Source organism: Micromonospora sp. NPDC049497 (assembly GCF_044465805.1).
Classification (GTDB): Bacteria; Actinomycetota; Actinomycetes; order Mycobacteriales; family Micromonosporaceae; genus Micromonospora.
In genome coordinates this window covers 141,250-152,671 of the sequence record NZ_JBITMC010000009.1, presented here as the reverse complement: position 1 = coordinate 152,671, position 11,422 = coordinate 141,250, and the positions used below count along the sequence as shown (strand labels likewise).

Annotated in this window: 8 protein-coding genes; 7 read left to right on the top strand and 1 reads right to left on the bottom strand. The window is 72.4% G+C overall.

The window, feature by feature from the left end:
- Nucleotides 1–38 precede the first annotated feature (38 nt).
- Nucleotides 39–2,261, bottom strand: a complete 2,223-nt coding sequence (locus ACIBR0_RS15280; protein ID WP_396715961.1) for a gamma-glutamyltransferase family protein — start codon at nucleotides 2,259–2,261, stop codon at nucleotides 39–41.
- A 49-nt stretch (nucleotides 2,262–2,310) separates the two neighbouring features.
- Between ACIBR0_RS15280 and ACIBR0_RS15275 the strand changes: the two genes are divergently transcribed.
- Genes ACIBR0_RS15275 through ACIBR0_RS15245 form a run of 7 tightly spaced genes read left to right on the top strand, consistent with a single transcriptional unit; the run spans nucleotide 2,311 to nucleotide 11,373 of the window.
- The gene (locus ACIBR0_RS15275; RefSeq protein ID WP_396715959.1) at nucleotides 2,311–2,955 is read left to right on the top strand and encodes a TetR/AcrR family transcriptional regulator; all 645 of its coding nucleotides are present in this window, start codon (nucleotides 2,311–2,313) and stop codon (nucleotides 2,953–2,955) included.
- A 28-nt stretch (nucleotides 2,956–2,983) separates the two neighbouring features.
- Nucleotides 2,984–3,799: a TIGR03084 family metal-binding protein gene (locus tag ACIBR0_RS15270; RefSeq protein WP_396715957.1), complete on the top strand. Its 816-nt coding sequence runs from the start codon at nucleotides 2,984–2,986 to the stop codon at nucleotides 3,797–3,799.
- The gene (locus ACIBR0_RS15265) at nucleotides 3,796–5,475 is read left to right on the top strand and encodes an acyclic terpene utilization AtuA family protein (RefSeq protein ID WP_396715955.1); all 1,680 of its coding nucleotides are present in this window, start codon (nucleotides 3,796–3,798) and stop codon (nucleotides 5,473–5,475) included. Before ACIBR0_RS15270 ends, ACIBR0_RS15265 begins: the two co-directional genes overlap by 4 nt.
- Nucleotides 5,472–6,626 (top strand): acyl-CoA dehydrogenase family protein, encoded by a 1,155-nt coding sequence (locus ACIBR0_RS15260; RefSeq protein WP_396715954.1) that lies wholly within the window; start codon nucleotides 5,472–5,474, stop codon nucleotides 6,624–6,626. Before ACIBR0_RS15265 ends, ACIBR0_RS15260 begins: the two co-directional genes overlap by 4 nt.
- On the top strand, nucleotides 6,627–8,228 hold the full coding sequence (locus ACIBR0_RS15255; protein WP_396715952.1) for an acyl-CoA carboxylase subunit beta: 1,602 nt from the start codon (nucleotides 6,627–6,629) through the stop codon (nucleotides 8,226–8,228).
- Between the two features lie 11 nt (nucleotides 8,229–8,239).
- Nucleotides 8,240–10,213 (top strand): biotin carboxylase N-terminal domain-containing protein, encoded by a 1,974-nt coding sequence (locus tag ACIBR0_RS15250; protein ID WP_396715950.1) that lies wholly within the window; start codon nucleotides 8,240–8,242, stop codon nucleotides 10,211–10,213.
- The gene (locus ACIBR0_RS15245) at nucleotides 10,210–11,373 is read left to right on the top strand and encodes an acyl-CoA dehydrogenase family protein (protein WP_396715948.1); all 1,164 of its coding nucleotides are present in this window, start codon (nucleotides 10,210–10,212) and stop codon (nucleotides 11,371–11,373) included. Before ACIBR0_RS15250 ends, ACIBR0_RS15245 begins: the two co-directional genes overlap by 4 nt.
- The last annotated feature ends 49 nt before the right edge of the window (nucleotides 11,374–11,422 follow it).

The following is an 11,422-nucleotide window of genomic DNA, read 5'->3' as shown; positions in this document are numbered from 1 at the left end:
AATCCGTACCGTTCGGAAACGCGGGGTCCTGGGACGGGTCAACCGCCGACCGCGGCCCCGTCGCGCCGTTGGTCCGCCGCGCCGAGCAGTTGGTCTCCGCGTACCTGAATGGCGGTGAGGCCGCTGTCCAACGCGATCACGCGGGGACAGGGATGCTCACGCTCCACGAGGGTGGTGATCCGCAGGGCGACCCGTCTGTCGGCCTCGATCTCCGACGGAGCCCCCCTGACCCCGCCGCAGTCGCGGGTGAGGTCCTGCCCGCTGTAGTGCCCCTGATCGATGGCCTCCGCAGGAGTCTGTCCGTCGACGAGCACCCCGACCAGGGTCTGCGCCACATAGTCGGGAATGTGCGAGCCGCCGGCGGCGCCCACCACGAGACGGAGTTCCCGCCCCTTGTCGTCGAGGACGAGCGTCGGCGCCATCGAAGCGGTGGGGCGCTTCTTCGGCTGCAGGACGTTGACCGGTTTGCCGGGTGAGACGGACGAGGTGTCGGTGAAGTTGTTCATGGCGTTGTTGAGGATGATTCCGCGCGCCTCGAGGTGCGACCCGAAGTGGCTGTTGTTGGTCGTCGTCATGGAGATCGCGTTTCCCTCCGCGTCGACGATGCTGACGTTGCTCGTCGGATCGCCGACGTCGACGGTGGGCGGTTGGTCACCGACCTCAGGCGCCGTCGGCGGTATCCCCGGCGGATCCCCGGGTTCCACCGGGTCGACCGCGCGATCCGGGGAGATGAGGGCGAACCGCGAGTCGAGATAGCGAGGCTCGAGCAGTCCCTCCACGGGTACCCCGTTGAACTCGGGGTCACCGACGTAGGCACGGCGATCGAGGTTGGAGAGCCGGCTGGCGTCGATCGACAGGTGGATACGATCCGGCGAACCGGGCTTCGTCCTGCCCACCTGACCGCGTTCGAGCAACCCGAGTTGTTGCAGCACCGCGACTCCCCCGAACGCCGCGGGCGGGGAGGTGCACACCGACGCATTGAACGCCTTGCGACACACCTCGGTCCGCTCCACCGGCGTGTAGTCGGCGAAGTCCTCCACGGTCATCAGACTGGGGATCACGACGGGACCCGCCGTGTTGCCCTTGAGCTTGATCTCGTCCCCGGTCACATGCTTCACGATCGCCGGTGCGATGGTGCCGTTCGGATCGTAGAAGGCGGTGGCACCCCCGTCCCGGACCTCACGCAGGACCTCGGCGATCTCCGGATTACGGATCGTCGTCCCCACCGGTTTCGGCTCGTCACCATTGCAGTACCGGGGACGCAGGTCGGGATAGTTGCACCGTTTCCGACCGTTGAAGCGCTCCTCGAAGCCGTCGTGCAGGTTCGCGGACATCGGAAAGCCCTCCGCGGCGAGCCGGATGGCGTCGTCGAAGAGTTCGTCCCACGGAAGTTCACCGAATTCCCCGTGCACGGTCGCCAGCACCCGAATCGTGCCCGGAACGCCGAACGACCGCCCGGTCGCGGACGCCGCGGTGGGGAAGCGGTCGGTCCGCAACGCCCGACGCTCCTCCTCCGTCGGTGTCCTCAGGTTCTCCGTCACGTTGGCGGGTGCCCGGGACATGCCGTCGAAGAACCGGACGTCGCGCTCGTCCGCGTTCCAGTAGTTGATGAGGGTGCCCCCGGCGAGCCCGGAGGCGTGCGGCTCGACCACGGCCAGGACGGCCTGGACGGCAACCGCGGCGTCCGCCGCCCGTCCACCCTTGGCGATGATGCGGCAGCCGGCCTGCGCGGCGAGTGGGTGAGCGGCCGCCACCATGAACGCGCCCCCGGTCGCGTCCGCCTCCCGTCCGGCGGGGTTCGCGCACACGTCGGCGGGCACGGCCGGCGCGCGCGCTCCCGCGGGCCCGGCCACCAGGGCCAGGTTGAGGGCGAGCGCCAGGGCGAAGACCGAGTGGAACACCTTGCGAGCGGTCACAGGAGATCCTTTCGACATTTCACCGTGGGACCGGCGCACTGGTGACGTGCCGGACGGCGGATGCTTCTCACGAGAAGCCACATACGCACGTTTACGAACGATGTCGCTGATGTCGCTGATGTCGCCGGTATGCGTCGCGGATATCCGCGTGGTCGTCCGGTGCGGAGCGATTGGTCCCGAGGAACTGCCGGTTTGCTTGTCGTCGGCTTCCGCAGCGGGAGCAGGGCATATAGCAGCATCATGAGCGGCGGGCGGGTGACGGCGCTGGTAATCGTCGGAAGTCGTTCGCTCCGGGGTGCGAGTGTCGTGAGTGACACGAGGATCGGCGGGAGCGCGGCCGGACAAGAAAAAAATCAGTCTTGACTGTTTGTTTGCGCCACGGCACGCTGTCCCCGTGCCCACCGCATCGACCCGCGTCCCTCAACAGGAGCGCAGCCGCGCCACCCAGGCCCGGCTGCTGGAGGCGACCGTCGAGTGCCTGGTGGAGCACGGCTGGTCGGGCACGACGACGACCGTGGTCGCGGCCCGGGCAGGCGTTTCCCGGGGTGCCCAACTGCACCACTACCCCACCAAGGCCGCGCTGGTGACCGCCGCGGTCGGGCACCTGGCCGAGCGGCGGGCCGAGGAGCTGCGCACCGAGGCGTTGGCCCTGCCGGCGGGGCCGCAGCGGCTGGACCGGGTGATCGACCTGCTCGGTGCGGCCTTCACCGGGCCGCTCTTCGTCGCCGCCCTGGAGCTGTGGGTGGCCGCCCGCACAGACCGGGAGCTGCGCGAGGCCCTGGTGCCGCTGGAGGCCCGGGTCGGGCGCGAGATGCACCGGCTGACCGTCGGCCTGCTCGGCGTGGACGAACGCCGTCCGGGCGTACGGGAGGCGGTCCAGGCGACCCTCGACCTGCTGCGCGGGCTCGGCGTGGCCAACCTGCTGAGCGACGACTCGTCCCGCCGTATCGCGCTGCTGCACACCTGGAAGCGCCAGCTCGCCACCGTGCTCACCCCCGAGAACCGCACCCCCGAGAACCTCGCGCCCCACCAACGCTGACCGGCCGCCCGCACCCCCCGGAGGCACCATGGTCGACCTGAAGGACCTGCTCACGGACCTGACCGACGAGTCCGAGGACCTGGATGCCCTGGTCGCCGGCAGACCACCGGAGGACTGGGCGCGACCCACGCCGGCTCCCGGGTGGACGGTCGGGCACCAGATCGCACACCTCGCCTGGACCGATCACGTGGCGCTGCTGGCCGCCACCGACGTGGAGTCGTTCCTCGCCTCGGTGACCTCCGCGCCCGACCCGAGCCGGCTGGTCGACGACGGTGCGGAGGAGTTCCTGGCCCCGCCCCCCGACCTGCTGGCCCGGTGGCGGGCCGGCCGCGCCGCGCTGGCCGCCGCGCTCGCCGCGGCGCCGCCCGGCGAGAAGATCCCGTGGTACGGCACCCGCATGTCACCCGCCTCCATGGTCACCGCACGGATCATGGAGACCTGGGCACACGGCGAGGACGTCGCCGACGCGCTCGGCCTCGTCCGCCCGGCCACCGTCCGCCTGCGACACGTCGCGCACCTCGGCTTCCGTACGCTCGGGCACGGCTTCGCCGCCCACGGCCTCCCGGTGCCGACGGCGCCGGTGCGGGTCGAACTCTCCACTCCGGACGGCGCGACCTGGGCGTACGGTCCGGCCGACGCCACCGACCGGGTCGCCGGTCCGGTGCGGGACTTCTGCCTGCTGGTCACCCAGCGGCGACACCGCGCCGACCTGGCCCTCGTCGCCACCGGCCCGATCGCCGGCGCGTGGCTCGACGTGGCGCAGGCGTTCGCCGGCCCACCCGGAGCCGGCCGCGAGCCGCAGGCCGGGACGGGCGCCGTGCCCCGGGACGGGGTGAAGGCATGAGCGGCGTGCTGCGGGTCGGCAACGCGTCCGGCTTCTACGGCGACCGGTCTACCGCCTGGCGGGAGATGCTCGACGGCGGTGAGCTGGACGTGCTCACCGGCGACTACCTGGCCGAGCTGACCATGCTGATCCTCGGCCGGGACCGGATGCGCGACCCGTCCCTCGGGTACGCGAAGACCTTCCTCCGGCAACTGGAGGGCACCCTCGGGACCGCGCTGGACCGCGGCGTGCGGCTGGTGACCAACGCCGGCGGCCTGAACCCCGCCGGGCTGGCCGCCGCGATCGGGTCGCTCGCGGAGCGACTCGGGCTGGACGCGCGGATCGCGTACGTCGAGGGGGACGCCCTCCAGCGGCCGGACGCGCTGACCGCCAACGCGTACCTGGGGGCGTTCGGCATCGCCGCCTGCCTGGACGCCGGGGCGGACGTGGTGGTGACCGGCCGGGTCACCGACGCGTCCCTGGTGGTGGGTCCGGGGATCGCCCGGTTCGGGTGGGGCCGCGACGACCTCGACGCGCTGGCCGGGGCGACGGTCGCCGGGCACCTGCTGGAGTGCGGCGCCCAGGTGACCGGCGGCAACTTCAGCTTCTTCACCGAGCTGCCCGACGGCGGCCACCGGCCCGGGTTCCCGGTCGCGGAACTGCACCCGGACGGCTCCTCGATCATCACCAAGCATCCGGGAACCGGCGGCGCGGTCACCGTCGAGACGGTCACCGCCCAACTGCTGTACGAGGTGGGCGCGCCCGCGTACCTGGGACCGGACGTGGTGACGCACCTCGACACCGTGCGGCTGAGCCAGGACGGGCCGGACCGGGTACGCGTCGACGGCGTCCGGGGAACTCCCCCGCCGGACACCCTCAAGGTAGGCGTCAACAACCTCGGCGGCTTCCGCAACTCGATGACGTTCGTCCTCTGCGGGCTGGACATCCCCGCGAAGGCGGCCCTGGTCCGGGGCCAGATCGAGGAGGCGGTCGGCAAGGACGGGCTGGAGTTCACGCTCGCCCGCACCGACCACGTGGACGCCACCGACACCGAGGCGGCGAGCGCGCTGCTGCACGTACACCTGCGGGACGGCGACAAGGCGCGGGCCGGTCGGGCGTTCTCGGCCGCCGCGGTGGAGCTGGCCCTGGCCTCGTACCCCGGCTGCACGCTGACCACGCTGCCCGGCGACGCGACTCCGTACGGGGTCTTCACGGCGGACGTCGTGCCGCAGGCGGAGGTGGCGCACGTCGCGGTGCTGCCCGACGGGGTACGGGTGCCGATCGCCCCGCCGACCGTGACCTGTTTGGAAGGGCCCCCGGTACAACACCAGGCGTTAAGCGGGGGCCCTTCCTTCCACGCGAACCGGCGGGGGCCGCTCGGGGAACTGGTCGGGGCGCGCTCCGGCGACAAGGGTGGCGACGCGAACCTCGGCGTCTGGGCGCGGACCGACGCGACGTGGGAGTGGCTGCGCGGCTGGCTCACCGTCGAGCGGCTGGCCGAGCTGCTGCCGGAGACCGCCCCATTGAGCGTGGAGCGGTACGAGCTGCCGAACCTGCGCGCGGTCAACTTCGTCATCCGGGGGCTGCTCGGCCAGGGAGTGGCCGCCTCCACCCGGTTCGACCCCCAGGCCAAGGCGCTCGGTGAGCTGCTCCGCTCCCGGATCGTCGACCTGCCGGCATCAGGAGTGACCCGGTGACCATGGTGGAAACCCCCGAGCGACGGCAGCTGCGCGAGCTCACCCGCGCCTTCGTGACCCGCGAGGTGCTGCCGCACCTGGACGACTGGGAGCGGGCCGGCGAGGTCCCGCGCAGCCTGCACGCCACCGCCGCGAAGATCGGCCTGCTGGGCGTCGGCTTCGGAGAGTCCGTCGGCGGCAGCGGCGGCGACCTGCTGGACTCGATCATCGTGACCGAGGAGATCATCCGCTCCGGTGGTTCGTCCGGCCTGGTCGCGGCCCTGTTCACGCACGGGATCGCGCTGCCGCACATCCTCGCCGCTTGCGGCGTTCCGAGCGACTCGGCCTCCGGTCCGCAGCATCTCATCGACCGCTACGTCCGGCCCACCCTCGCCGGGACGACGATCGGCGCCCTGGCGGTCACCGAGCCGGACGGTGGCTCCGACGTGGCCGGCATCCGCACCAGAGCCCGCCGGGACGGCGACCACTACGTGGTGAACGGGTCGAAGACCTACATCACCAGCGGGATCCGGGCGGACTTCGTGACCACCGCGGTCTCCACCGGCAACGGGCTCACCCTGCTGGTGATCGACAAGGGCACGCCCGGCTTCACCGTCGGGCGGCGGCTGGAGAAGCTCGGCTGGCACTGCTCGGACACCGCCGAGCTGTCGTTCGTCGACGTCCGCGTACCGGTGGCGAACCGGGTCGGCGAGGAGCACACCGGCTTCCTGGCGATCATGCAGCACTTCGCCGCCGAACGCCTCTCGCTGGCCACGCAGGCGTACGCGACCGCGCAGCGCTGCGTCGAGCTGGCCACCCGCTGGTGCCGGGACCGGTCGACCTTCGGCCGCCCGCTGGCCAGCCGGCAACTCGTCCGGCACCGGCTCGCGGAGATGCACACCCGCGCCGAGGCCGCCCGGGCGTACGTGCACGTGGTGGCCACCCGCGTCGCCGCGGGCGAGCCGGTGGTGACCGAGGTGGCGATGGCGAAGAACGTCGCCGTCGCGGCGTGCGCCGAGGTGGTCGACGCGGCGCTGCAACTGCACGGCGGCTTCGGCTACCTGCGCGACGCCGAGGTGGAACGGCACTACCGGGACGCCCGGATCCTCGGCATCGGCGGCGGCACCACCGAGATCATGAACGAGATCATCGCGAAGGGCATGGGCCTGTAGATGACCACACTGGACAGCTCGGTCGACCCGTCCTCGCCGGCGTTCGCGGCCAACCGCGAGGCGCTGCGGGAACGCCTGGTGGAGTTGGACGCCGCCCTCGACCAGGCCCGCGCCGGCGGCGGCGAGAAGTACGTGACCCGGCACCACAAGCGTGGCAAGTTGCTCCCCCGGGAGCGGATCGAGCTGCTGGTGGACGCGGACAGCCCGTTCCTGGAGCTGTCCCCGGTGGCGGCGTACGGCACGGACTTCCCGGTCGGTGCCAGCGTGGTGACCGGCATCGGCGTGGTCGAGGGCGTCGAGTGCCTGATCGTGGCCAACGACCCGACCGTACGCGGCGGCGCGGTCAACCCGTGGTCGCTCGCGAAGACCCGGCGGGCCGGCGAGATCGCCCTGGCCAACCGGCTGCCGATGGTCAACCTGGTCGAGTCGGCCGGGGCGGACCTGCCGACCCAGGCGGAGATCTTCATCCCGGGCGGACGGGTGTTCCGCGACCTGACCCGGCTCTCCGCCGAGAAGATTCCCACGGTCAGCGTGGTCTTCGGCAACGCCACGGCGGGTGGCGCGTACGTGCCGGGCATGTCGGACTTCACGATCATGATCCGGGAGCGCTCGCAGGTGTACCTGGCCGGGCCGCCGCTGGTGAAGATGGCCACCGGCGAGGACGCCGACGACGAGTCCCTCGGTGGCGCGGCCATGCACGCCACCACGTCGGGCCTCGCGGACTTCCTCGCCTCCGACGAGCGGGACGGCATCCGGCTGGCCCGGCAGTGCGTCCGCCGGCTGAACTGGCGCAAGCACGGCCCGCCACCGCGCAACCCGGTGCCGCAGCCCCCGAAGTACGACCCGGAGGAGCTGCTGGGCATCGCCAGCGGCGACCTCAAGGTGCCCTTCGACCCGCGTGAGGTCCTGGCCCGGGTCCTCGACGGCAGCGAGTTCGACGAGTTCAAGCCGGCGTACGGCACCGCACTGGTCACCGGCTGGGGCGAGCTGCACGGGTACCCGGTCGGCGTCCTGGCCAATGCCCGGGGCGTGCTGTTCAGCGAGGAGGCCCAGAAGGCGGCCCAGTTCATCCAGCTCGCCAACGCCGCCGACACACCGCTGGTCTTCCTCCAGAACACCACCGGCTACATGGTCGGCACCGAGTACGAGCAGCGGGGGATCATCAAGCACGGCGCCCTGATGATCAACGCGGTGTCGAACTCGCGGGTGCCGCACCTGACGGTCAACCTGGGCGCCTCCTACGGTGCCGGCAACTACGGCATGTGCGGCCGGGCGTACGAGCCGAGGTTCCTGTTCACCTGGCCGAACGCCAAGTCGGCGGTGATGGGTCCGGCGCAGCTGGCCGGGGTGCTGTCGATCGTCGCCCGGCAGGCCGCCGCCGCACGGGGCCGCGACTACGACGAGGACTCCGACGCCGCGATGCGGATGATGGTCGAGCAGCAGATCGAGTCCCAGTCCGGGGCGCTCTTCCTCTCCGGCCGGCTCTACGACGACGGGGTGATCGACCCACGGGACACCCGTACCGTCCTCGGGCTCTGCCTGTCGGCGATCCACAACGGACCGGTGAAGGGCGCCGACGGTTTCGGCGTCTTCCGGATGTAGGGGGCTGACTCGTGATCAACAGACTTCTCGTGGCCAACCGGGGCGAGATCGCCCGCCGGGTCTTCGCCACCTGCCGGACGCTCGGCATCGGGACCGTCGCCGTGCACTCCGACGCCGACGCCGACGCGCCGTTCGTCGCCGAGGCCGACCAGGCCGTCCACCTGCCGGGGAACACGCCCGCCGAGACGTACCTCCGGATCGACCTCATCCTCGACGCGGCCCGCAGGGCCAGCGCGGACGCCGTCCACCCGGGCTACGGGTTTCTCGCGGAGAACGCCGAGTTCGCCACGGCGGTCACCGACGCCGGCCTGACCTGGGTCGGCCCGCCTTCCAAGGCGATCGCCGCGATGGGCGACAAGATGGAGGCCAAGGCGCTGCTCGCCGAGGCGGGCGTGCCGATGCTGCCCACCTGGACCGACGCCGACGACATCACCGGCTTTCCGGTGCTGGTGAAGGCGTCCGCCGGGGGCGGCGGTCGCGGCATGCGCGTGGTCCGGGACGCCGCCGAACTGGCCGAGGCCGTCGCCTCCGCGCGCCGCGAGGCGGCGTCGGCCTTCGGCGACGGCACGGTCTTCATCGAGCGGTACGTCGAACGCGGCCGGCACGTCGAGGTGCAGATCCTCGGCGACAGCCACGGCACGGTGGTGGCCCTCGGCGAGCGGGACTGCTCGATCCAGCGGCGGCACCAGAAGATCGTCGAGGAGGCCCCGGCGGTCCTGCCCGACGGGCTGCGGGAGCGGCTGCACGAGGCGGCGGTGGCCGCCGGTCGGGCGGTCGGCTACGTCGGCGCGGGCACGGTCGAGTTCCTGCTCGCGCCCGACGGGGACTTCCACTTCCTGGAGATGAACACCCGCCTCCAGGTCGAGCACCCGGTCACCGAGGCGGTCACCGGGCTCGACCTGGTCCGGCTGCAGATCCTCGTCGCCGAGGGCGAGCCGCTGCCGCTGGCGACGACGCCGCCGACCGAGGGTCACGCGATCGAGGCACGCCTCTGCGCCGAGGACCCGGCCCAGGGCTACCGTCCGGCCACGGGAACCCTGCGCCGCTTCGCGGTCCCGGGGGTGGCCGGTGAGTTCTCCCCGACGCGCGGCCTGCGGCTCGACTCCGGCGTGGTCGACGGCTCGACGGTCGGCGTCCACTACGACTCGATGCTCGCCAAGCTGGTCGCCTGGGGTCCCACCCGGGCGGAGGCGGCCCGAACGCTGGCCGGGGCGCTGGCCCGCGCCGAGTTCCACGGGGTGACCACCAATCGGGACCTGCTGGTCCGGGTGCTGCGCAGCCGGGAATTCGCGGCGGCGGACGTCGACACCGGCTTCCTGGAGCGACACCCGGAGGTCTTCGAGCCGCTGCTGCCCGCCGACCAACTCCCCCTGGTCGCGTTGGCTGGGGCCCTCGCCTCGGCCGCCGGCCGCCGCGCCTCGGCGTCGGTGCTGGCCGGGCTGCCCTCGGGCTGGCGCAACGTGCCGGCGTTCCCGCAGGTCACCCGCTTCACCGGTCCGGACGGCGAGATCGAGGCCCGCTACCGCCTGGACCGCAGGGGTGCGCTCGCGGAATGGTCGTTGCCGGAGGGCGACCCGACACCGGCCGTGAGCGTGGTCGAGGCCGCACCGGACCGGGTGGTGCTCGACGTCGACGGCGTCCGGCGCGCGTTCCGCGTACACCGGGTGGGGTCGGAGGTCTTCGTGGACGGCCCGGACGGCGCGGCGAGCCTCACCGAGCTGCCGCGCCTCCCCCTGCCCACCGCGGAGCTGGCCGCCGGGTCGCTGGTCGCGCCGCTGCCCGGCGCGGTGACCCGCGTGCACGTCACGGTCGGCCAGCGGGTCGCCGCCGGTGACCTGCTGCTGACCCTGGAAGCGATGAAGCTCGAACACCCCGTGCTCGCCCCCACCGACGGCGTGGTCGCCGAGCTGCCGGTCCCGGCCGGCGGCCAGGTCGACACGGGCGCCGTGCTGGCCGTGGTCAATCCTGAGGAGGACCCCCGATGAACGTCGACCTCACCCCCGAGCAGGACCAGCTCCGCGACGCCGTCCGGGCGCTGGGCCGCAAGTACGGCCACGGCTACTTCGTCGAGAAGGCGAAGACCGGCGGGCACACCACCGAGCTGTGGAACGAGGCCGGCCGGCTCGGCTACCTCGGCGTCAACATCCCCGGCGAGTACGGCGGCGGAGGCGGCGGCATCACCGAGCTGGCCATCGTCTGCGAGGAGCTGGCCGCCGCCGGCTGCCCGCTCCTGCTGCTGGTGGTCTCCCCGGCCATCGCCGCGACCGTGATCAACAGGCACGGCACCGAGGAGCAGCGCAAGCGCTTTCTTCCCGGCTTCGCGGACGGCTCGCTCAAGGTGGTCTTCGCGATCACCGAGCCGGAGGCCGGGTCGAACTTCCACCGCCTCGGCACGGTCGCCCGCCGCGACGGCGACGACTGGCTGCTCTCCGGCCGCAAGTGCTACATCTCCGGGGTCGACGAGGCGCAGTACGTGCTGGTCGTGGCGCGTACCGAGGATGCGGCCACGGGCAAGCTCAAGCCGGCGCTGTTCGTCGTGCCCACCGACGCGCCGGGCCTGACCCGGTCCAAGCTGGACATGGAGATCCTGTCCCCGGAGAACCAGTTCCTGCTCTACCTCGACGAGGTGCGGCTGCCCGCCGACGCCCTGGTCGGCGAGTCCCTGGACGCCGGGCTGCCGGCCCTGTTCGCCGGGCTCAACCCCGAACGCATCACCGTCGCCGCCATGGGCGCCGGCACCGGCCGGTACGCGATCGAACGCGCCTCGGAGTACACGGCCACCCGGAAGGTCTGGGGTGGCCGGTCGATCGGCTCCCACCAGGGGGTCGCACACCCGCTCGCGCACGCCGCCGTGCAGGTGGAACTGGCCCGCCTGATGATCCATAAGGCGGCAGTGCTCTACGACGCCGGCCGTGACCTGGAGGCCGGCGTGGCCGGCAACATGGCCAAGTACGCCTCGGGCGAGGCCGCCGCGCTCGCCGTGGACACCGCGGTGCAGGCCCTCGGCGGGGCCGGCATGACCACCGAGTACGGGGTGGCGACCCTGCTCGGCGCCGTCCGGGCCGGTCGGATCGCCCCGGTCAGCCGGGAGATGATCCTCAACTTCGTCGCCCAGCACGTCCTCGGCCAGGACAAGTCGTACTGACCCACGCCGGGCTCCGGGCGCAGATCCACTCGGTGTCATTGAAGTCGGG

Excerpts from the sequence above, each read along its gene's own strand:
- ACIBR0_RS15270 (WP_396715957.1), top strand. The coding sequence starts at position 2,984 with ATGGTCGACCTGAAGGACCTGCTCACGGACCTGACCGACGAGTCCGAG.
- ACIBR0_RS15265 (WP_396715955.1), top strand. The coding sequence starts at position 3,796 with ATGAGCGGCGTGCTGCGGGTCGGCAACGCGTCCGGCTTCTACGGCGAC.
- ACIBR0_RS15255 (WP_396715952.1), top strand. The coding sequence starts at position 6,627 with ATGACCACACTGGACAGCTCGGTCGACCCGTCCTCGCCGGCGTTCGCG.
- ACIBR0_RS15245 (WP_396715948.1), top strand. The coding sequence starts at position 10,210 with ATGAACGTCGACCTCACCCCCGAGCAGGACCAGCTCCGCGACGCCGTC.